22 protein-coding genes are annotated in these 21,439 nt (G+C 60.1%); 8 read left to right on the top strand and 14 right to left on the bottom strand.

Annotation, left to right across the window (positions count from 1 at the left end; translation table 11 throughout):
* The first annotated feature begins 182 nt into the window (after window positions 1–182).
* Window positions 183–575, top strand: a complete 393-nt coding sequence (locus NN5_RS24945; protein ID WP_084384716.1) for a PadR family transcriptional regulator — start codon at window positions 183–185, stop codon at window positions 573–575.
* Here NN5_RS24945 and NN5_RS03570 read toward each other — a convergent pair.
* The 5 genes from NN5_RS03570 to NN5_RS03550 form a co-directional block, all read right to left on the bottom strand.
* The gene (locus NN5_RS03570) at window positions 531–1,367 is read right to left on the bottom strand and encodes a phosphatase PAP2 family protein (protein ID WP_084384715.1); all 837 of its coding nucleotides are present in this window, start codon (window positions 1,365–1,367) and stop codon (window positions 531–533) included. The genes NN5_RS24945 and NN5_RS03570 overlap by 45 nt on opposite strands.
* Window positions 1,368–1,686: 319 nt before the next feature.
* A complete protein-coding gene (locus NN5_RS03565) occupies window positions 1,687–3,663 on the bottom strand; it encodes a MacB family efflux pump subunit (RefSeq protein ID WP_067732684.1) in 1,977 nt (658 codons plus the stop codon).
* A complete protein-coding gene (locus NN5_RS03560) occupies window positions 3,641–4,894 on the bottom strand; it encodes an efflux RND transporter periplasmic adaptor subunit (protein ID WP_067732683.1) in 1,254 nt (417 codons plus the stop codon). Before NN5_RS03560 ends, NN5_RS03565 begins: the two co-directional genes overlap by 23 nt.
* Window positions 4,895–4,930: 36 nt before the next feature.
* Window positions 4,931–5,386: a cupredoxin domain-containing protein gene (locus NN5_RS03555; RefSeq protein ID WP_067732682.1), complete on the bottom strand. Its 456-nt coding sequence runs from the start codon at window positions 5,384–5,386 to the stop codon at window positions 4,931–4,933.
* Between the two features lie 76 nt (window positions 5,387–5,462).
* On the bottom strand, window positions 5,463–5,906 hold the full coding sequence (locus NN5_RS03550; RefSeq protein ID WP_067732681.1) for a c-type cytochrome: 444 nt from the start codon (window positions 5,904–5,906) through the stop codon (window positions 5,463–5,465).
* Window positions 5,907–6,178: 272 nt separating this feature from the next.
* On the opposite strand from NN5_RS03550, the gene NN5_RS25620 reads away from it, so the two are divergent.
* Entirely contained in the window at window positions 6,179–6,538 is a 360-nt protein-coding gene (locus NN5_RS25620; protein ID WP_157080992.1) for a hypothetical protein, read from the top strand.
* Between the two features lie 16 nt (window positions 6,539–6,554).
* Here NN5_RS25620 and NN5_RS03545 read toward each other — a convergent pair whose 3' ends face one another.
* The gene (locus NN5_RS03545) at window positions 6,555–7,565 is read right to left on the bottom strand and encodes an ATP-binding protein (protein ID WP_067732680.1); all 1,011 of its coding nucleotides are present in this window, start codon (window positions 7,563–7,565) and stop codon (window positions 6,555–6,557) included.
* Window positions 7,566–7,966: 401 nt separating this feature from the next.
* Entirely contained in the window at window positions 7,967–8,686 is a 720-nt protein-coding gene (locus tag NN5_RS03540) for a response regulator (RefSeq protein WP_067732679.1), read from the bottom strand.
* Window positions 8,687–8,932: 246 nt separating this feature from the next.
* On the opposite strand from NN5_RS03540, the gene NN5_RS26565 reads away from it, so the two are divergent.
* On the top strand, window positions 8,933–9,148 hold the full coding sequence (locus NN5_RS26565) for a hypothetical protein (protein ID WP_157080991.1): 216 nt from the start codon (window positions 8,933–8,935) through the stop codon (window positions 9,146–9,148).
* Window positions 9,149–9,193: 45 nt separating this feature from the next.
* On the opposite strand, the gene NN5_RS03535 is transcribed toward NN5_RS26565, so the two are convergent.
* The 3 genes from NN5_RS03535 to NN5_RS03525 form a co-directional block, all read right to left on the bottom strand.
* A complete protein-coding gene (locus tag NN5_RS03535) occupies window positions 9,194–9,718 on the bottom strand; it encodes a hypothetical protein (protein ID WP_067732678.1) in 525 nt (174 codons plus the stop codon).
* 70 nt (window positions 9,719–9,788) lie between these two features.
* Window positions 9,789–10,715 (bottom strand): phosphatase domain-containing protein, encoded by a 927-nt coding sequence (locus NN5_RS24940; RefSeq protein WP_084384714.1) that lies wholly within the window; start codon window positions 10,713–10,715, stop codon window positions 9,789–9,791.
* A 51-nt stretch (window positions 10,716–10,766) separates the two neighbouring features.
* The gene (locus NN5_RS03525) at window positions 10,767–11,606 is read right to left on the bottom strand and encodes a cupin domain-containing protein (RefSeq protein WP_157080990.1); all 840 of its coding nucleotides are present in this window, start codon (window positions 11,604–11,606) and stop codon (window positions 10,767–10,769) included.
* Window positions 11,607–12,018: 412 nt separating this feature from the next.
* On the opposite strand from NN5_RS03525, the gene NN5_RS03520 reads away from it, so the two are divergent.
* The 5 genes from NN5_RS03520 to NN5_RS24935 all read left to right on the top strand — a co-directional run bounded on the left by NN5_RS03520 (window position 12,019) and on the right by NN5_RS24935 (window position 18,259).
* A complete protein-coding gene (locus NN5_RS03520; RefSeq protein ID WP_067732676.1) occupies window positions 12,019–13,065 on the top strand; it encodes an LLM class flavin-dependent oxidoreductase in 1,047 nt (348 codons plus the stop codon).
* On the top strand, window positions 13,065–14,285 hold the full coding sequence (gene chrA / locus NN5_RS03515) for a chromate efflux transporter (RefSeq protein WP_067732675.1): 1,221 nt from the start codon (window positions 13,065–13,067) through the stop codon (window positions 14,283–14,285). Before NN5_RS03520 ends, chrA begins: the two co-directional genes overlap by 1 nt.
* Before the next feature lie 116 nt (window positions 14,286–14,401).
* Window positions 14,402–15,892 carry a multicopper oxidase family protein gene (locus NN5_RS03510; RefSeq protein ID WP_084384713.1) on the top strand — a complete coding sequence of 497 codons (1,491 nt, stop codon included), beginning with the start codon at window positions 14,402–14,404 and terminating at the stop codon, window positions 15,890–15,892.
* 80 nt (window positions 15,893–15,972) lie between these two features.
* Window positions 15,973–17,181, top strand: coding sequence for an MFS transporter (locus NN5_RS03505; RefSeq protein ID WP_067732674.1), 1,209 nt, complete (start codon window positions 15,973–15,975; stop codon window positions 17,179–17,181).
* A gap of 160 nt (window positions 17,182–17,341) precedes the next feature.
* Window positions 17,342–18,259: a LysR family transcriptional regulator gene (locus tag NN5_RS24935; protein WP_084384712.1), complete on the top strand. Its 918-nt coding sequence runs from the start codon at window positions 17,342–17,344 to the stop codon at window positions 18,257–18,259.
* On the opposite strand, the gene NN5_RS03500 is transcribed toward NN5_RS24935, so the two are convergent.
* From NN5_RS03500 to trbF, 4 genes are all read right to left on the bottom strand, one after another.
* Window positions 18,223–18,477 (bottom strand): DUF2274 domain-containing protein, encoded by a 255-nt coding sequence (locus NN5_RS03500; protein WP_067732673.1) that lies wholly within the window; start codon window positions 18,475–18,477, stop codon window positions 18,223–18,225. The genes NN5_RS24935 and NN5_RS03500 overlap by 37 nt on opposite strands.
* Window positions 18,474–19,682, bottom strand: a complete 1,209-nt coding sequence (locus NN5_RS03495; protein WP_067732672.1) for a TraB/TrbI/VirB10 family type IV secretion system protein — start codon at window positions 19,680–19,682, stop codon at window positions 18,474–18,476. The genes NN5_RS03500 and NN5_RS03495 overlap by 4 nt, the downstream gene beginning before the upstream one ends.
* Window positions 19,679–20,635 (bottom strand): P-type conjugative transfer protein TrbG, encoded by a 957-nt coding sequence (gene trbG, locus NN5_RS03490; protein ID WP_245656206.1) that lies wholly within the window; start codon window positions 20,633–20,635, stop codon window positions 19,679–19,681. The genes NN5_RS03495 and trbG overlap by 4 nt, the downstream gene beginning before the upstream one ends.
* Before the next feature lie 113 nt (window positions 20,636–20,748).
* A complete protein-coding gene (gene trbF / locus NN5_RS03485) occupies window positions 20,749–21,432 on the bottom strand; it encodes a conjugal transfer protein TrbF (RefSeq protein WP_217998582.1) in 684 nt (227 codons plus the stop codon).
* Window positions 21,433–21,439: the final 7 nt, after the last annotated feature.

Genomic DNA, 21,439 nt, shown 5'->3' with positions numbered 1-21,439 from the left:
CGGCCGCAGCCTGGGTTGTTGTTGGATGCTTGGAAGTGGGGGTCGGATTTTCGATCTTAGGGCCTGTTGCGGACGCAGGCTGTTGCCTAGTGTCGCTCATGTCGGCCCAGAAGAACCGTGCTATGCTAATTCCGGCTTGGGCTCGAGCCGCAACCCCTGTTTAGGAAGCTACTGGTCAGGATATGTCTTCCCTTGAGCATCATGATCTTCTTGCCGGCTTGGTACGGCTCCACATCCTCCATCACGCGGCCGAACATGAGATCTACGGCCAGTGGATGATCGATGAATTGGCGCGTCATGGCTACAAGCTAAGCCCCGGCACGCTTTACCCAATGCTGCATGCGATGGAGCGCAGAGGCTATCTTTCTTGTCGCCGGTTGAGAGAGGGAAGAACAGTACGCAAGCTCTACTCGGCCACTGATTTCGGGAAGGCAGGGCTGGCTCTCGCCAAGATACGTCTACGGGAGCTGAGCGGCGAAGCGATGAAAGCGAAGACGAAGAAGACGCAACTGAAAGAGAAGGCCCCCGGATCACGAGGAGAATTGGCTGCGAGCCGGGCAGCGGTGAAGCGATGAAGTGCGCTTGAAGCGCAGGGCCGGCATCAAGGCGTTGCCCGAAAAACGGAAGCCAGCTCCACGACGGGCGAGAAGGCGGGCGAGGAGAATCGTCAGGAGGAAACCGACAACAAAGCCGGCGAATACATCGCTTGGATAGTGCGAGTCGGCCGCAGAACGAGAAAGGGCAAATACGAGCGCTAAGCCAGTGATGGCAAACCGTGCGCGGGGAAACCAGAGACTGAGAATCGCAGCGATCGCTCCCAACGTGGTGGAGTGGCCCGAGGGAAAGCTTGCGAAATCATATCCCACATGGAGGGGCCGAAAATAATCGGGTCCATAGAGGTCCAGGAATTTCGGTCTGGCACGACCAACTAGAATCTTAGCAAGATCGGCCAATAAGCCCGTCGCCGCAATAGCGGTAAACGCGAAAGCCGCTTGGCTGTAAGAGAGCGCAAGGAGCGCGCGGTGATTGGGCTTGAGGGCACGCCAGTTCATGAGGCTTGCTACCATCATCACAATAAATGCAGTGATCAGATACCATGTCGATAGGCCGACATCGGTGATGGCGCGCAGAAGGACAATAGGCGGATCAGGACTCCTCGAAAGCGCCCGTACCACATCCGCATCAAAAGGATGAATGATGACGATGCCGAAGCAGGCGAAAAGGCCAATTAGCGTCATCCGCTCTGTCCAAGACCGCGGCGAAGCTACGCGTGGCGGCGTTACAACCTTGCGAAGCAGACCTTGCGCCGTCGCCTTGATCCGCTTGAAACAAATAAGAAGGAGTGTGATTTCAGGTTTTTCGGTCATTGAACTCGGAGATGGCCATTTGAGGAACGTCTATTCGGTGGTACCGATATCTGGTTTTACTTTGCAGTGCCCATACATCGCCAACTTTATAGATTCCGACAAAGACCCAGGGCGGAATATTGCGTTGGGACCGGCGTGCAGCATGCGTGCGCGTGCGTCGCCCGAACTGAGACCCCTATGTTCGACGGCGCGCATTTTGACCTCTCTCAATATCGGATATCGATAACTATACCCGATCTACACCGTCTTCGATACTAGTCAAAGCCACGATGTGGCTTTGCGGCGCGCGAGCGCCAGAAGCGGCGGCGATGGTTGCCGCCTACTCTGCGCTGAGCGCAATGACCGGGTCGAGGCTGGCCGCCCGCCTTGCTGGCAGATATCCAAACACCAAGCCAGTTGTCACCGCGCTGGCCAGAGCAATGAGCAGTGGGGGAACACTGAAAGCGACCGGTGTTCCGAAGAACGCGGCTGCGGCTGCCGCAAACAAACCAGCCGCGACGCCGACTATGCCGCCGATCGCGCAGACAACGAGCGCTTCGGTGACGAATTGCAGCAGGATATGAAACTGGCGAGCGCCGACGGCCATGCGGATGCCAATTTCGCGGGTTCTCTCGGTGACGGAGACGAGCATGATGTTCATCACGCCGATGCCACCGACCAGAAGCGAGATGAGGGCGACAGCGCCGAGCATGAGCGTGAAGGTCTGCTGGGTCTGGGCCTGATTCTCCAAGAGCGCCGTCATGCTCTGAACCTGAGAATCCACGACACCATGGCGTTTGCGGAGAAGGGCCTGCACACCGGCCTGCGTTGCCGCGATCTCACTGGTGTCGTTGACCACGACGGTGATCCATTTGAGGTAGGTCTGGCCCAAAATGCGCGCTTGCGCAGTAGTAATGGGCGTTACTATGACGTCATCGCGGTCGTTGCCGTTTTGATCGGCCCCCTTCGCGCCGAGCACTCCTATAACCCGGAGTGGCGTGTTGTTGACCAGAACGAACTGCCCTACGGGATTCACGACTCCAAAGAGCGCCCGGGCGGCTGTGCTGCCTAGGACAGCTACCGGCGCGTAGCTTGACTGCTGACCTGCGGTGAAAAAGGCACCTTGGACGGGTCGCCAGTTGTTGGCTGCACCAAACTCAGGAGTCGTGCCGTCAAGGGTGGTGCCGTACGCAACATTGCTGCGGCGCACCGTGACAGGATTCACCATTTGCGGTACGGCATAGCGCACATTGGGGAGGCGTGCGACGGCTTCGGCATCGGCCGGTACAAGCGTTGTAACTTGGGCTCCTGCGCCACGCACCCCTGGCGCACCTGGCTTGACGAGCAGGAGGTTGGTGCCGAGCGATTGGATCTGCTTGAGCACTTGCTCCCGAGCACCATTGCCGAATGCGAGCATGGCGACGACCGAGCCAACGCCGATGATTACCCCGAGCAGCGTGAGCAGAGTGCGGACAGGGCTCACTTGAAGCGCACGCAATGCGGTTTTGACTGATGACATCACGTCAAGCAGCAACGCGGGACTCGTTCTGCCCGGGTTATGGTCGGCGCCCGGCGACGAAATCAAACTGTCAACTCGCGGTCCAGAGCCTAGATCCTCCAATATGCGGCCATCGGCGATTCTTACCAACCGCTCCGCTTCCGCCCCGATCTTTTGATCATGCGTAATAAGTATGATCGTGTGCCCTTCGCGGTGCAGGTTGTGAAGGAGTGCCATCACTTCCTGGCCGCTTCGACTGTCGAGCGCACCGGTGGGCTCGTCGGCGAGAATGACGGAGCCTCCGTTCATCAATGCTCGCGCGATAGAGACCCGCTGCTGCTGTCCGCCGGACAGCCGGCCGGGCGCGTAGCCGAGTCGCTCGCCGAGCCCTAGCTGATGGAGCAACGCTGCGGCTCGCTCACGTCGCCGGCCGGCCGGAACACCGGCATAGATGGCCGGCATTTCAACGTTCTCCAGGGCGCTGGCATTGGAGAGGAGATTGTAACGCTGGAAGATGAAGCCAAACGTCTCGCGCCGCAACGTAGCGAGTTCGTCGGTGTCGAGATTCGCGACGTCACGTCCTTTGAGGCGATAGCAGCCAGTGGTCGGGCGATCCATGCAGCCGATCAAATTCATTAGCGTCGTCTTGCCAGAGCCGGACGCTCCCATGATGGCGATGAATTCGCCTTCATGGACAGTAAGTGAGACGCCGTGCAAAACCTCGACCTCAAGCCCGCTGTGCGCATAGCGTTTTGTGACATTATCGAGATCGATTAATGGCCGCATTGGCTTTTCCTCAACCGCCGCGGTGCCTGCCATTGCCACCGCCGTTCCCGGCGCCAGGCGCCTTTTCGCCGGCGGTCGCGACAACAAGTTCGTCGCCTGCCTCGACACCACTTATAACTTGTACACTCGTGTCGTTTTTCACTCCGACTGTTACGGCACGCGCTTGAGGCCTGCTGTTTTGCAACACCAGGACGCAGTCGGAACTCTTATCCTCCGTACCGTCTCGACCCTGCTTGGGGCAAGGCGGCACGGTTGCACCGTTCTGGCGCTGCGTGGAAAGCAGCGCTGCTAACGGCACCACCAGTGCGTCCTTCGCTTGGGCGACGACAAACGACACCTGGACGGACATCTGCGGCAGGAGCTGATGATCGGGATTGGAGACCTCGAAGTCCGCATCGTAGAAGATCGCACCGTTTATAAGTTCTGGCGTCACCTCGATGGAAGCGAGCTTTGCCTCGATGCGATGATCCGGCCGTCCGAGCGTCGTGAAGTAAACTCGCATCCCAGGCGTCAACTTCGCGACGTCTGCCTCCGAGACCTGGGCGCGTACCATCATTCGATCGATGTCAGCGACACGAAATAGGATGGGAGCCGTCTGCTTGTTGTTCAGAATTTGGCCCGGGTGGGCCACGTCCATCTTGCTCCAGGTCGTCCCGTATGCCGATGTCGTTGGCGAAGCAACAACACCTGATATCGGAGAGTGGATGCTGGTGCGGTCCAACTGCGCCTGATCGTATTTCAGGACGTTTTGGGTCTTTTCAATTTGAGCTTTCAGCGATTCGATCGTCGCCTTCGCGACCTTCGCATCTGCTTCGCTCTGTCTAGCTGTTTGTTGGGACGTCGATTGTGTGCGCACCAGCGTCTGGTTCGCTGAATTTATCCAGGCTGCGAGAGCAAGCTTGGCCTCCCAAGCATTAACTTGAGCCTGAAGATCGACAATCTCCGCCTGATCTTCAGCGACTTGGGCGGCGTACTGAGTAGGGTCGAGTTCGGCAACAAGTTGGCCTTCTTGGACCTGATTCCCTGGCGCAACCAACAACTTGATGAGCTGGCCTTCGACCTGAGCGCCAATATCGACGTACTGTGAAGGGACCATTACGCCCAAAGCAGACACGGTTTCCTCGATATCGCCGCGCTCCACTTCAGTGGTGTCATAACGGACGGTGGCTGATCCCTGCGTCCACCAGTAGCCGATGCCGCCGATCGTTAGTCCTGACGCGACGATGGCGATGTAGTGGTATCGACGCGATCGCCACCTAACCATACTGGTGTACAAAAGGGCAGAGGGTCGGAGTTGCTTTCATGGGTTGACCACGATCTGGCCGACCATATGGACGTGCTGATCTCGACCTTCGAACACAGTAACGCCGTTGTAATCGAATGACCCAACCCGATCGGCGGTGAAGGTGATCGTTGCGCTCTGGCCGTTCCGGGTCAGCACTGGCGTTTCTGCATGAAAGGCAGGGACCGCGAGTTGCGCAGTTTGGCCGCGCTCATCGAGGTCGAGCAGAGTGACTGTCACCTTGTCTCCCAGGTGCACGCTGAGAGTTGGATTAGGTTCGCCATCGATGTCGCCGCCGCGCCCAAAGAAGCCATGATGCCCGTTACCGGCGGTAAAATAGGCGCTTCCGTCGAAACCAACTTCAGCACCACTCACGAGCGTGAAATAACGTTCCTCAGCACTGGCGTTTGCAGCGGCGGTTCTGCACGACAGAGCGAGCACGATCATGGTCTTCGCCAGCGCATTCCGAATCATGAAGCATCCTCACATGTGAAGCGCAAAGGGGGCGGCGGCTGCTGCATTTTCTGTTAGCCGCTATGCTCTGTTGCCATTAATCGGCTTTGGGCTGCGTCGTCGGACTACTGGCCTGCGCTGGATTTGTGGCCAGCCACCGCGCGAGCAACGTTGCTTCGTCAGCCGTGGCCAGCCCTGAAGGCATGGAAACCGGCTTCTGTCGGCCTTTGCCGTACTGTGCAATCCTCTCGATCTTGTCCAACGAGTACCGTGAACCAACGCCTACGAGCGATGGGCCGACGCCGCCTTCGAGCTTCTCGCCATGGCAGGCGGCGCACGTCTTCGCAAAGAGGACACTTGCCTGCTTGGCTTCGGTGTCGGAAAGCGGGCTCGCCGTGATCGCCGCGTCCTGCCGATGCCGATTGCCGTGCCCTTCGCCTTGTGAGTGCCGTCCCTTGCTGTAGACGGGGTCGAACATGAACCAGCCGCCGATGGCGACAGTGAGTATCAGAAGCAGCGGAAACCATCGAGCACAGTGCATTCGTCATCTCCTTGGTGGCGGCCGCACGGGCCTGCGGCGAGACGATCCGAGCCCCGCCGCGCTCACTGGCGTTTGCCAGCCTTTGCCGCAAACCAATGCGGCGGTGGCGATCTGATACAATGTAATGGCGTGCCGGGGATTGGGGATTTGTAACAGCACATTGCAGGCCTGGTGCCTGAAGTGGCCCGTTACAAAATGCTAGCGAGCAGCCGCTATCGTGGTCGGCGTTCCTAACCAAGATTAGCGGTTAGGGGGAAGCCGAGGAGCCGAACATGGGACCGACCGATAAGCCAGTTGACCTTGACTACTATGCAAATGCTGGTTCCGGTGAACCGGTGTTCGTTTTGCACGGACGCGATCGCTACGCTTCCGGCCTCGTACGCTTGTGGGCCCTATTGCGCCATGCGGACGGCGACGATACCGCCAGCGTTGCCGAAGCTCTTCTGTGCGCCGATACGATGGACAATTGGGCATGCCGACTTGGGAGGAAGGCGGGCGAAAGCGACGAAAGGTTCGAGGCATTTTACGTTGTCGCAACGGACGGCTTGAACGAGCATCCCGTAGGCTTTCAATCGCCCTGCTATTGCGGCAAATGCCGACCCTGGAAGTTGTCTGCGGCGACCGGACAATAGCTGTCGAAAATCCTGTTCAGACCGCTGAATTTGCTTTCGAATGGCGCTCGCCGCTTGTGGCCGCTGCGCGTTGCCGATCATGGCTTCCTGCGTTCAGATCCGATGCGTTGATGCCTGGCAGGAGAACCTGGACAATTAGTCCATGTGGTGTGCGATCAAGCAATTGGACCTCGCCGCCGTGGCTCAGGATGATCGTCCGAGCGATAGAAAGACCCAGGCCAACGCCAGACTCCTCGCAATTGCGCGCGTCATCACAGCGATAGAAGGGTTCGAATACCTTTTCTTTTTCCGGCTCAGGTATTCCCGGGCCGTCATCTTCGATGTCTATGATGATTTGCGTGGCTGACTGCGTCAAGCGCACATCCACTCCGGTACCGAATTTTGTTGCATTGCCAATCAGATTCGAGAACGCCCGCTCCAGAGCCTGCGGGCGAGACCATAATGCACAGTGTGAAGGGCCGCTGTAGATCGTGGCAGTACCAGTATCGGTGAACTCGTCGCACAACGCTTGCAGCAGGGATGCGAGATCGACCGCTTCAGCAGCCTCGGAGTCTTCTTGATCGCGCAGAAAAGAAAGGGTCGACGCAAGCATCTGCTCCATCCTCGTCAGGTCGTGGAGCATTTTGGCGTTGTTCTCGGTCGTAGGTGCCATTTCGAGGCGGAGACGGATCCGCGTAAGCGGTGTACGCAAATCATGACTGATCGCAGCCAGCATTCTGGTTTGCGCTTCCAGAAAGCGACGCAGTCGATGCTGCATGAGATTGAACGTGTGCGCCGCGCGGGAGATCTCTATCGGACCGCGTTCGGGCAACAGCGGTGCTGTTCCCTCCGTGCCAAGTCGTTCGGCTGCGGACGCGAAACGCGACAAGGGCAGCGTGACCCATCGCGCAAGCCATATCGAAAGGCACCCAATCGAGAGGAAGAGGAAAGCCACTGCCGCAATCTGCTGTAAGAGTCCAAATCGCCCAAAAAGGCCAAGGTTGGTGTCAATGTTCAGCCACCCACCTCCGCGCAGAGGGATCGCCATTCGGAGCCGGGATGTGGGTTCCAGTCCGTTGGAGGGAACGACAATAATGTCATTTGGACTCCTGCCAGTCTCATTAGCAATCCACCGCACGACATCAGAGGGTGGTGTTAGCTCTCCACTGGGAACGAGCTGAGGTTGGTTCAACGAATAGGTAGAGGATAGCCCTTTTCCTGCTGCGGCGGATGCCGCGTGTGCCCGCTGCTCGGGTGGAAGAGCCTCAACGATCTTCACCAAAGTAGCGATCGTTGCGGCAATGCTTCGCGGTCGCTGAAGCGCATCTCGCTCAGGCACTAGAAGTAGGTAAAGTATCAGAGCGAGGGCTTGAGAAAGCAGGAGCGCCGACACAAGGATTGCTACGACTTGGCCGCCTATGCTCTTGGGCAGAAATCGCTGGAGCGGGATCACGCGGGTTCGACCTGTGCAGAGAACATGTATCCACCTGAGCGCACGGTTTGTATGAGCTGCGGGTCCTTAGGATCCACTTCGATCTTCCGTCGCAATCGACTGACTTGGATGTCGACGCTGCGATCGAAGACGTTGGGAGTGCGCCCTCGCGTTAGGTCGAGCAGCTGATCTCGTGTGAGCGTTTGGAGCGGATGTTGGCAAAGCGCGACCAGAAGATCGAATTCGCCGCTGGTTAAGCGAATGCGTACGCGATCGGGGGAGTAGAGTTGTCGTAGGGCCAAATCGAGCCGCCACCCGTCGAAGGTAAGCACTGAGGGGGTGTCTTCGGAAAAGGTCGCGGGCAACTCCCTAGAGCGGCGCAGGACCGATCGGATGCGGGCCAGCAGCTCGCGCGGATTGAAGGGCTTTGGGAGGTAATCGTCCGCTCCCATTTCGAGCCCGACGATTCGATCAGTCTCTGTTCCCCGGGCTGTCAGCATAATGATGGGAATGCGGGATGTGACATTGAGGCGCCGGCAGATGCTCAGGCCATCTTCATCCGGCAGCATGATGTCCAGCACGATAAGGTCGATTTGATTTGACGCGAGTATGCGGTCCATCGCTCGTCCATCGGCCGCGGTTGAGACCCGATAACCGTTTTCGGTTAGAAATTTCGCAACGAGCCTGCTGATGTCGCGGTCATCCTCGACGATAGTGATGTGTGGAGATCGTCCCATAGGCTGGATGCTACCCTTGATAAGGAGGATCTGCGGGCAGAGATATTGTAACGGAGCGTTTCAAATGCCCTGCAAGACACGCAGCGTTACCCGCCGGTACGTGCCCGGACGGCCATTCATACCTACGCTCGACGGTACAGAGGCGATGACTGAGCGCGGACGCGGGACTTCTGTACGAACCGAGTGGAATGACCGACATCCGCGCGGCCCCGGCTAGGATCTTATTGGCGGGTATGAGGCAGTTCCATGAAGCGTGACCGGACGTCCGAATCAGCCAACGAGCAAGGGACGGCGAACACTCTGGCAAGGCACCCATTTCACTCGAATGCCTCTCCTTCCGAGCGCCGGACAGAGATGTCATCACGCGATCGGTCGGGGCGCGAACTCCTCCTATGGACCCTGGCCTATGTCGTGATTCTGATGTTGCTGGTTGCAGCGGCGGCATTCCTGTTTTCCGACTGATCTCGTGCGCACACTTTGGTTCTGGCTGTCGGGTGAGTGTCTTCGCTAGAGGTCGCGCCCGAGATGCTGCGGCAAGCAAGCGTCGACGATTCCCTGGAAGGCGTCACGGTTTGGTTGAAGTTGAAACGTGTAGGTGTGCGGGCCGCTATTCGGGTTCGAGAACGTGATCTGAAGCGCTTTCTCGTGAATCGCGTAGATGAAAAGCTTCTGGCTGAGTTCCGGATTGAACGCCATGACAGTGTCCGACGCCTTTTTCGCAGAAGAGTTCAGGCGCGTGACGTTTGGCAACTCGATATCGACGGAGATCTCATCGTTGACTGACGCGAAGCTCCCGCTCTGGTCGAGAACGGAGGCGAAGATTCTGAGATCTTTGGCGCAGGTGAAGCCGAACCACACGTCGCTGCTTTCGCCGGCCCGTGTAATGGCAAGACGGGGCGCAGTGTCACCTTGGGTCTTGGAATTGTTGCTGTAAGCCCACGGGCCTTGAATCTCCATTTGATCCGGTGGCGCGGCGGCGTCCTGGGCGCGGGCATGCGTCGCGGCAAGGGCTGGAAGAACACTGAACAGCATTCTGATCAGTCGGGCTGTTGCGGCGGCTCGCTGCATTGCTGCCTCGCAGGATCGAAATCTTGACATCGGGTTAGCGGGTTCGCTGGACATCTTTCAACCACCTCAACTGTTCCTCATTGATTCGAATCTCGGGACGGACCGCGCGCACCTGCTTGATCGCTGCATCAACGGCGATACCGTCCTCAACCAAAAGGCCGACGGCCATGGTCGCAGCTCGGCCGAAGCCGCCCCCGCAATGGACGTAGACGACCGGCTCGCTCCGCTGCGCATCGAGCCATGTAACGATCTCCTCCAGTTGCTCGGCGGTTGGAGCGCCATGATTCGGCACCGGAACCTGAAGCCGCGCGATGTTCAGCTGTTGCAGGCGGGCGAGATCGGCATCGACCTCGGAATCGTCGCGCAGGTCAATGACATGTGTGATGCCGCTTTCACTGAGCCGGCAGTATTCGTCGGCTGGGATCGCCCCGCCGAGATGAAGCCATTCGTTGACGCGGTCGATGCGTTTGGCGGCGGCCCGCATCGCCGCGCGGTGCGCATCGTCGGACGACGCGGCGGATGGGGCTGCCGATTGAGCTTGTGCCCCACCCTGTGCTGGTGTTTTCCGCCTTCCCTCCGCCTCTGCGCAAAAGGGCTCGAACAACTCGATGCAATTGCCGGAAGGGTCCTCCGCGAGGATTTGCTTGCCGCCATTGCCAACGACGATCTCGTTGCGGAAACGGCACCCGGCTGATCTCAGCTTATCGACAGCAGTGGCGAGATCAGCGAATACGAGCTGGAACCGATTCCATCCGCCCGGAGTGGGAGCGCGCCCGTCGCCGATCGGCTGGCCAGCGCCGCCGGCGCCGGGTTTGTTGAGGAGAAGCTGCAGATTTCCTTTGCTGAGCATCGCGAAGCCCGGTGACGGATGCATCTCGAGCTTGAAGCCAAGCAACTCTGAGTAGAACTTGATCGCGGCATCGACGTCATTAACGATGTAGCGGATGCTGACCTTATCCATTGCGGACCTCCTCGTTTTCATGTGCCGAGCGCCTTGCGACGCTCGCGCGCGCTATATGGAGCTGTAGTCTTCCGCGTTGAGCACCATCCCGCTCTTGATGTGGTCGCTGCGCGCTGGCGCAAAGATGTTGAGCATGAGATGCCGGCCCGTGCCGAGCGTTTCGGTCGTGTGGATCACCGTCGGCGGGACGATAATCAATGTACCAGGCCTGCAGGTTACGTGCTCGTCCTCGCGCCAAGCCCAGGCGTCGGCCGCCCAGGGCGTGCGCAAATGCTCGACATACTCGCCAGCGACGACGAGCGCGCCTTCCTCGAAGTCATCGTGGGAATGCGGGTCGAGCTTGGTGCGGTCGGTCAGTCCTTCGCGCTCGATCCACATCACGTTCATGGTTCCGGTCTGGAAGCTCGGTGGACGCCGTCCCGCCGCAGCTTTGAACTGGTCGATCGGATAGACGCGAATGCCGGGCGCGCCCGAATAGGTGAGCGGCGCACCGATCGGATTCACGCCGGCGCACGGTTGGCGGTAATCCTCGGCGTTGATGGCGAGATTCGCCAGCGCTTCCGGCACCGGCGCGAAGACTCGGATTATGTAGCCGGGAGCCTTCGCCTCGATCGAGCTCGCTCCCGCCGGGAGAATAGAGATGCTGCGTGCCGGCGCGTTGACGCTCTCCCCGTCGGCACGCAGGACGGCGTCAGCCTCTGGCAGCACGACCACAGTCTCGGCGGCCGTCCGCTGCTCCAGCAACGCGCCTGCCGATAAAACCTCAGACCACGCAACTAGCGCGTTTTGCAAGCGTATGTAGCTCGTCGCGATGCCGCTTTCCCGGGTCCGAGACCCATTCGCCGCGACAAAGCGCCGGCGGTTCCGCTCGGCAACTGATGCTTCATTCATGGCTGCGACTCCGTTCCAACTAGCGTGAATTTTGATCTGATCGAGCGGTCGCGGCATGGGCGCAGACATGCGTCGCGGCAAGGGCCGGAAGAACACCAAACAGTATTCTGATCAGTCGGGCTGTCGCGGCCGCGCATCCCATTGCTGCCTCTCAGGATCGAATCTTGACTCTAGGTTCTCAGTTTATAATATCGAATTTCGATAGCGACAACCGTGTTCGAATGATATGCTGGAATATGTGGATGCATTGGCACGACCGAGGACAAGGCGGGCTGCGGCCAATGCCGCTTGGCCCAATGCCGGTACCGATACAGTGAGTTGTTATGCAGGGACTGACCAAGCGGATCGCCTTGTCGAGATGGTCTTCGGTGTACCAGATTGATCGCGTTGAAGTTGAGGGGAGGTACTCGTGATGCGTTTCGACCTTTCGGGATGCGGTGCCGGCCTAGACGAGAGTGCTGCCGGCTTGCTCGAGCTGGGGCCGCGCGCCGAGTCGCTCGGCTACGATGGGCTGTGGATCAACGAAGAGCACTTTGGGCAGGGAAGTCGCACCTGCCTGTCGCCGATCCCGCTCGCAACCGCCCTGGCGATGCGGACTCATACGATCCGCATCGGCTTCTCGGTTCTGGTGCTGCCGCTTTTTGAACCGATACGGCTGGCCGAAGAGATCGCGACGCTTGACGTGCTCTCGGAAGGGCGCGTCGATTTGGGCGTCTCTCGCGGTAACACGAGCCGCTATTTCGAGGCATGGGGGCTTTCCTATGAGGACCGCTCGGCTGCGTTCTCCTCGTGCTTCGATAAGCTGATCCGATGTTGGACCGAGCCCAAGATTGAGGTTGGCTCCCGCATCGAATCGATCGAGCCGAAATGCATCCAGCGGCCGCATCCGCCGATATACTTCGCGACGTATCGCGAAGAAGGAGCCGCCTGGGCGGCCGAGCAGGGCCTTTCCTTGTTCCAAGGCAGCCAGCAATCAGCCGACAGCCTCCGTCGATGCAACCGGGCATTCAGGGATGCCGGCGGCGATGCAGGCAACGTGCCTGTTGGGCGCTTTGTCGTCGTCGGCGAAACCGACCAAGTGGCACTTCAAGCTGCTTGGCCTGCGGCCGAAAAGCTAACCGAAGGTTATCGCCGCTCGGGGGAGCAGCTTCGCCGGCGCATCTCGACCGAAGAGGATCTTGAAACCGAACGATGGCTGCGCGAAGTGGCGATTGTCGGCAGTCCGGAGACCGTGGCCGCGCGCATCGCTGCTCTACATGACGATCTGGGTTTCGGAAGTCTCCAGCTCGTCACGGGATTCCTGGGCCATCTTCCTCAAACTGAAGTGGTCAGGACTCTTGAGCTCTTTGCGAAAGAAGTGAAGCCGCGGCTCCAATCGATGCTGCGTGAGACCGAAGAGCAATCAGTTGTGACGATGCAGCGCTCGCCAGAGGCACATCAATCGGGACGGAGAGGGTAATGAGCGTGGCAAGCGAAGCAGCGAAGATAAAAAGTCATCCGGGAACGTGGCTCGAGGTTTTCGGTGTGAGCCTAAAACTGGGACTCACGTCGTTTGGCGGGCCCATCGCCCATCTCGGCTATTTCCGGGAAGAATATGTTGCGAGGCGTCGCTGGCTTGACGAAGCCTCCTATGCTGATCTGGTGGCACTTTGCCAATTCCTACCCGGACCTGCATCCAGCCAAGTCGGCATTGGTATTGGATTGTCGCGCGCTGGTGTTGCCGGCGCCATAGCGGCTTGGGTCGGGTTCACCATGCCCTCTGCGATGGCTCTCGTCCTGTTCGCCTATGGACTTGAGGTCTTCAGTGTTCCCCTTGATGCGGGATGGTTGCACGGGCTAAAGATCGCTGCGGTGGCGGTCGTTGCGCAGGCTGTTTGGGGTATGGCGCGTGCGCTCGCGCCTGACCGAGAGCGGGCGACGGTGGCGGTGGCAGCCGCGGTGCTAACTTTGGCAATTCCATCGGCGATTGGCCAAGTAGGCGCCATCGTGCTCGGCGGGGTCGCCGGTTTCGCCATTTTCAGGAAGCTTCCAGCGCCTGGTGTTGTCGAGTTTTCGATTTTGCTCGGTCGCCGTACCGGTGCCGCGTTGTTGATTTTGTTTTTTGCCCTGCTTGGTGGATTACCCTTCGTTGCAGCTGCAACACAGAACCATACTGTATCGCTTGTCGATGCGTTCTATCGGGCGGGCTCACTCGTTTTTGGCGGCGGCCACGTCGTTCTGCCCCTTTTGCAGGCATCAGTGGTACCGCCGGATTGGGTGACCAATGACGCATTTTTGGCCGGCTATGGTGCGGCACAGGCGGTTCCCGGGCCGCTCTTTACATTCGCAGCTTATCTCGGTGCTGCAATGGGCCCTGAGCCAAACGGCTGGCTTGGCGGTCTTATTTGTCTGATTGCGATTTTCCTCCCGTCGTTCTTGCTTGTCATGGGCGTGCTTCCCTTTTGGCACGAACTACGGCGCCGTGTTTGGGCACAGGCTGTACTCCGCGGCGTGAACGCGGCCGTTGTCGGTCTCCTTCTGGCCGCGCTTTACAATCCTGTCTGGACATCGGGCATAACCAATACCGCTGACTTCGCACTTGGCATCGCAGCATTTCTACTGCTGGCCATTTGGGGGGTGCCGCCGTGGTTGGTTGTCATACTGAGCGCCCTTGGAGGAGCTATTGCCGCTATGGCGTGAGGCTCGGGGTGCGTAGAGAGTTTGATCGAAAAGTTCGTGGCGGCGCTTCCAGTAGTCTGACTCCAACTGCAAAAGGGGGAGCTGAATTGGTTGTCGAACGTCAAAGGAGTCAAGTGATGAAGCAGACCAAATCGAAAAGGCCATTTCCCTGTTTTACTGACACCAGCCGACGGGAGTTCCTCGTCGGGGCAGGTGCGGCTGGACTGGCTTTAGGCATTGATGGCTTGATCCCCGCTCGCGCACAAACCGATCAAGTGAAGCCCGATTACACGCTGCGCATTGGCACAAGCCTGGTCGAGCTGTCGCCGGAGCATATTGTCTCGACCACGACCTACAATGGGCAATTCCCTGGTCCGCTGCTGCGTTTCAAGGAAGGCCAACGGGCCGTGGTCGACGTTTACAATGACACCGACACCCCGGAGTTGGTTCACTGGCATGGGCAGATCATTCCGAGCGACGTCGATGGAGCAGCAGAGGAAGGCTCGCCGTATATTCCCGCGCATGGGATGCGCAGGATCGCCTTCGTTCCGCGGCCCGCCGGTTTTCGTTTCTATCACACGCACGTCGTCGCCGGCGCCGATCTCAACCGCGGCACCTATACGGGCCAGGTAGGTCCCGTCTACATCGAGCCGAAGAACGAGCCGGGAAATTTCGATCGCGAGGTCTTCCTCGTGCTGAAAGAGTTTGAGCCCTCCTTCAGCCGGGGCGGTGACATGGCGATGGAGGTTCTGGCGGGTGCGCCGATCAAGGAGCTTCAGGATATCGCCGAGAAGGCCGACGAGCAGTTCAAAGGACCGAAGGGCTACGAAGTCAGCTACGATCTCTTCAGCGTCAACGGCAAGATGCTCGGGCACGGAGAGCCGATCCGCGTCAAGCCAGGCGAGCGCGTGCTGTTCCACATACTTAACGCGAGTGCCGGCGAGATCCGCAGCCTCGCGTTACCCGGCCACGTCTTCAAGATTGTTGCGCTCGACGGCAATCCGGTGCCTACGCCGGCAGACGTCCCGGTGTTATGGCTCGGCACGGCGGAGCGCGTCTCGGCTATCGTCGAGATGAACCATCCGGGTGTTTGGGTGATGGGCGATCTTAGTGACGATGATCGCGGTCACGGCATGGGCATCGTCATCGAGTACGCAAACGCGAAAGGCAAGCCGCAATGGAGCAAGCCCAAGCCATTTAAGTGGGACTACGCGATCTTCGGCAAGAACGGCGCCACACCCGCGCAACCAGACGAAACCATGGAGTTCACCATCGTCAAGCACAACGGCGCCCTCGCCGGTTTCAATGAATGGACCCTCAACGGCGAAGCCTTTTCGATGGACGCCATGAAGCCGATGTACACGGTACATGAAGGACGCCGCTACCGGCTGAAGTTCCGCAACGCCAGCGACGATATCCATCCGCTGCATCTGCACCGGCACAGCTTCGAACTAACACGCGTCGGCGGCAAGGCGACCGCGGGCGTGATGAAAGATGTGGTGATGCTCGGCGGATTCCAGGAACTCGAGTTTGACTTCGTGGCCGACAATCCAGGGCCGACGCTGTTCCATTGTCACCAGCAGTTGCACATGGATTTCGGGTTTATGGCGCTCTTCAATTATGCCTGAGGAGTTGGATCAGCCCGATAGCCCCTGCATCCGCTCGGGACTGAACATCCAGTCTTCTCTGATGTTAAGGTAAGTTATCCATGGCTAGACCAGCGACCCCACGCTACTTTAGCGGCCTTTCAAAAAACACGTTTCTTCTCGCTTTAGCCAGCCTGTTTGCCGATATCTCAACGGAGATGCTTTATCCGGTCCTGCCGGTCTTTCTGACCCAAACATTGAACGCAAGCGGCAGTATCGTCGGCTTGGTGGACGGCTTTGCTCAGGCGGCGCAGAACATCGTGCAAGGCTTCTCCGGCACGTTGTCGGACAAGCTGCAAAAGCGAAAATCCATCGCACTGGCTGGCTATCTTCTGGCGGCGATCTCCAAGCCGCTAATGGGACTTTCCACGATCTGGCAAGGTGTGTTCGGCGCGCGGCTGCTGGATCGGCTTGGTTCCGGCGCCCGCTCGGCGCCACGCGATGCGCTCATCGCGTCTTCGGTCGATGAGAAAGACAGAGGTCGAGCCTTCGGGCTTGAGGGCATTGGCGACAATGCCGGCGCGTTCCTCGGACCGCTGCTGGCCGTCTTCCTCCTCTACGCGCTGCATGTTCACATCCGGACCGTCTTCTATCTGGCGATCATCCCCGGCCTGCTGGCCTTTTTCATGGTCCTGCTGGTGAAAGAGCAGCCTGCGGCGGTGGTTGCCAAATCGAAGATCGATGTCAGCCTGCGGCAGTTTCCGAAGGGATATTGGCAATATCTGCTGGTGACGGCTCTGTTTGGACTGGGGAATTCCAGCAACGCGTTTCTGATCCTGCGGACACAGGAAATCGGCGCCTCTCTGGAAACGACAATCCTGATCTATGCAGCGTTCAATCTAGTCGCCGCGCTGATCTCCTATCCAGCGGGATCGTTTTCCGACACATGGGGCCGGAAAAATATCCTTCTTGCCTCGTTCATCATCTTCCTGATCGTCTATCTCGGCTTTGCCCTGGCACATAACATCCTTCTGATCACCGCGCTGTTTGTTTTTTACGGAGCATATCAAGGAATATTCCGCGCCGTTGGCAAAGCGTTTGCTGCGGATTTTGTGTCGGAGCATCTGCGCGCCAGCGGCATCGGTTGGTACAACACCACCGTGGGCTTGCTTCAACTCGTGGCCAGCGTCGTTGCCGGACTCCTCTGGGATCAGATCGGCCATGCTGCCGTATTCTATTACGGCGCGGCCTTCGCGGTCGTCGGCAGTATCGGACTAATGGTCTTGCTCCCACGGGAGGACAAGAAACGTGGCGCCGGTGAACCGAATTGAGGCGACCATGATGGAACGAGATATACAGACGAAAATAGCCAACATGGGCGCGAAATCTCCAGCGGCCCATGCCGTCAAGATCACCGGCAACATGATGATCATCATGCGATCGAGGCGACACTTGATCCACCCCCCTGCACGGTGAGGCAAGAGCTGCGTCGTGACTGTCGAGCTTCGAGATTTGCGATGGGCGATCGTCGCCGCCCAGCATCGCAGTCTTCGGCAGGCGGCCGAGGTGCTCAATATTCGACAGTCGACGCTCAGTCGCTGCCTGCGCGATCTCGAAGACAAGCTCGGCGCCAGACTGTTCGAACGCACCAACGGTGGCACTCGGCCGACGATCGTAGGCCAAGAATTCCTCGACGCTGCTCGGCACATCATCGAGGAAACAGAATCGATCACCGCCCGCCTCAAGACTCGCTCTCGCGGCGAGAGTGGCCGATTGACTATCGGTGTCCACGCCTCACTTTCCGCAGGCAATCTTCGGGCGACACTCGTTGATCACCGACGTCGTTTCCCAGACGTTGAGACGCATCTGGTCGATGGATCAAGCGACCACTTGATCTCTGATCTCGCAAGCTCCGCTATTGATGTGGCTTTCGTTGCGGAAGACAATCCCAGATGGAATGACAAGTCACTGTCGGTATGGAGCGAACGCATCGCCGTTGCTCTTCCGGAAGGACATGTGCTCACCAGCCGTGATATTGTTCACTGGAGCGAGCTAAGACACGAGCCTCTGCTGTTGCCGCAACGCGGCCCCGGCCCTGAATTTTTGAAGCTTCTCGTTGCCAGGGTGGGATGTCCCGACCCTTGCCGTGTTCTCCACCATGACGTGGGTCTCGACCGGCTCCTCACCCTTGTTGGGGCGGGCTGGGGTGTTTTGCTGGCGCTAGAAGGTGCAACCGGCGCAGCCTATCCGGGCGTTACCTTTCGCGAGGTGCATGATTCAGAGGGGCCAACGCGTCTGAACTTCCGGGCCTATTGGCGGCAGGCGAACTGCAACCCCTCGCTGCAACCCTTTCTCGACATGCTCCGGGAGCGCTACCCGGATCTCCCAGCAGCTCGCGGGCCGGATTGAGCGGTCGCCCTGCGCGTCCTCGCGAAAGCCCGATCCGTCGCCATGAACCGCTCGATCATCGGCACGATCAACTTGGCCGGATCGGACACAATCTGACCCGTAGCCTGAGCGAGCACCTCGGCATAAGCGACCAAGTCGCGATGCACTGCGGCCGGCAACTCAACGCTGAGCTTTACCGGTTTGTCGTCGGCGAGCGGCCCGAGCTTCAATTTGGTCATGGCGTCGTTCCTCCCTGGCCGTAGGGCGCCAATACCAAGTCGCGCGTGACGATGACGCGCACTGGGAAACCCGGCCGGATCGTCAGCGTCGGCTGGATATTGAGCTGACGCTGAACGATCTGCTGGCCAGTCTGGCTGATGCTGTTGGAAGCGCCGCTGCGGATCGCCTGAACAAGGTTGTTCTCATCCTGGCTCGTGCCCGCCTCCGCGCCCACACTGAGAAGAGTCGAGAGGACGGCGGCCTTGAACAGCATGCCCCAATGGTTGTCGACCTCGTCCTCGAGCCCGGCATAGCCCTGCGTGTCGGCGCCGGGCTGGCGCTCCAGCACAATCGAGCCGCCGTCCGGCATGATGATGCGGGTCCAGACCAAGAGGACTCGGCTCTGGCCGAACGCGACGGAGCTGTCGTATTGGCCGATCAGCTTCGCGCCCTGCGGGATCAGAAGATACTTGCCGGTCGGACTGTCATAGACCGCCTCCGTCACTTGGGCGGTGATCTGGCCCGGCAGATCGGAACGAATGCCCGTGATGAGCGCGGCGGGAATCACGGTTCCGGCCTGCACGACATAGGGCGAGACCTTGGCGTCGAGCCGGTCGGGACTAACCGTGCGCTTGTCCGTCGAAGCGTTGAGGAAGGCCGTCTTGCGGTCCTGCATGTTCTGCGCGGCGCCGGCGTCGACCGGCGGAGCGGGCGTTGGGCCTGCGGTAGCTCCCGCCGCAGCCGGCGCGGCGAGCCCGACTGACCGCGGCTGCTGATTGGTCTGGGCGAAGAGACGGCTGAGCCTCGCCGCCTCGATCTCCTGGGCGCGGCGCTGCGCTTCCGGATCAGGCGTCGTCCCAGGAGCCACGGTGTTCGGCGCAGCCCCCGCATTGAGGATGGGCTTGCCGAGATCGCCGGGTAGCGGCGGCCCAAGCGGGGGCGCTTGGCGCGGCAAGCCGGTGTAGTCCTTCGGGAGACCGGCGAGGCCTTCGGCGGAGGGACGATTCTGCGTGGAGAGCAGTTCCTGGCCGGTCTGCGCCTGGTTGCGAGTCTGGAGCGCGTAGCCGAGCGCGCCCGCGACGGCGAGCGCCGATGCGGCGCCGAGGCCGATCAGCACCTTGCGCGAGAGCCGCGTGACGCGCGGCCGCTCGCCCCGAAGCCGAAGATCGGGCGGTACGACGGGCGTCGGCGTCGGCGGTTGTTCTTCAGGACCTTCGGCCGTCATGACCGCGGCCTTCCGTCGGTCCGGACGATGCGCACGCGCCGCTCGCTATCCTTGTCGCCGAGACGCAATTCAGCGGCGGCGAACAGGCGATCGACGATGTAGTAGTTGCGGTTCGCTCGGTAGTTCACCAGTTCGGACCCGCCGGCCGGACCGATGACGAACAGCGGTGGCATTTCACCCTGGGCAATGCCGCTCGGGAATTCGATGTAGACCTTGTGCCCGTCGTCGAAGGCGCGCAGCGGCCGCCAGGCCGGATTGTCGCCCTGGATCGTGTAGCGGAAGTTGATCGAGGCGAGATCGACGCCGGAAGCGATCGGCGCCGCGGCGTCGGCCTCCTGGTTCTGCCGGCGAAGTGCGATGAGCTGATCTTCGGGATACTGCCAGGAGACGGAGGCCATGTAGGTCTTCTCGGTCGAGCGCAGCTCGAGGAGATAGGTTCGACGATCCGTGTTGATCACCAGATTGGTGAGCAGCTCCGGTCTCGTCGGCTTGACCAGGATGTGGACCTTCTTGGTGGCGCCCGCGCCGCTTTCGGTATCGCCGATGATCCAGCGCACGGTGTCGCCGGCCGCGACGGGCCCGGAGCCAACGAGCTGTTCGCCGTCCTGCAGCGCGATGTCCGTGATCTGACCTGGCGCCGTATAGACTTGGTAGAGCGCTCCGCCGGAGAACGGATAGACCTGGACCGCGTTGATGAAGCCGTTGCGCACCGGCTGGATCCGCGCGGCGGCGTTGGCCTGGTTGACGCGCACGGTTGGGTCAGCGGCTTCAGGTGTCGGCTTTCCAGCGTCGATCGGCTTCAATTGTCCGGGTAGCGGAAGAGGCTTGGGCAACTCCACAATCTTGATGGGCGCTGGTGGATCGACGGTGAGCTTGGCCGGCGCCGCGCTGTCGTAATTGATGTCCGGCGGAATGAAATTATGCGCGCAACCGCCCAGCGCGGTGGCGGACATCAGCAAAGCCGCGAGGCCGACTTTACGGAAAGCCGCATTCCCTCCTTTCCGGCTCTGCTGAACTACAGGCAAATACGAAGCCGGACCGCTGGCTTCCATGGAAATCGGCGAGGTCATTGTCCTAGCTCCTTCGACCAGTTGATGGCGGTGACGTAGATGCCGAGCGGGTTCTTGCGGAGCACGTCGGCGGAGGTCGGCGTCTGGATCGCGATGGTGAGGATCGCGGTCCAGCGGGTGTTGTCGGCGAGCGCGCCGTCCTGGTAGCGATGCTCGATCCATTCGACCCGGAAGCTCGATGGCGAGGCGCGGATCACGCTCGAGACGTCGATAGCGATCTGCTGCTTGCCGAGCTTGGCGAAGGGGTCGTTGGCGCGGGCGTAGTCATTGAGCGCCTGGGAGCCCGAGGTGGTGGTGAAGTCGTAGGCCTGCAGCCAGTTCTGACGCACGATGATCGGATCGGCCGGCAGCGACCGGACCAGCTGGATGAAGTGGGCGAGATACCAGGCGATTTGCGGGTCGCTTGGCGTGTAGTCGGCGGCGGCGGGCGCGACAGCCTGCGCCTGGCCGAGCCTGTCGACCTGCACGACCCAAGGGACAATGCTGCCGTGGGTCGACTGCCAGACGAGACCGCCGGCGAGGCCCATGGACAGCGCCAGCGAGCCGAAGGCCATCAGCCGCCAGTTCTTGGCCTGCACCCGGGCCGAGCCGATGCGGTCGTCCCACACCTGGGCGGCGCGCTGATAGGGGGTTTCAGGCTCGGGCGTCCGACCGTAACGAACCGTGGGGCGGCGGAACAGCGCCATG

Source organism: Novosphingobium naphthalenivorans NBRC 102051 (genome assembly GCF_001590985.1).
Taxonomy (GTDB): Bacteria; Pseudomonadota; Alphaproteobacteria; order Sphingomonadales; family Sphingomonadaceae; genus Novosphingobium; species Novosphingobium naphthalenivorans.
This window is presented reverse-complemented; position numbering and strand designations above follow the sequence as displayed.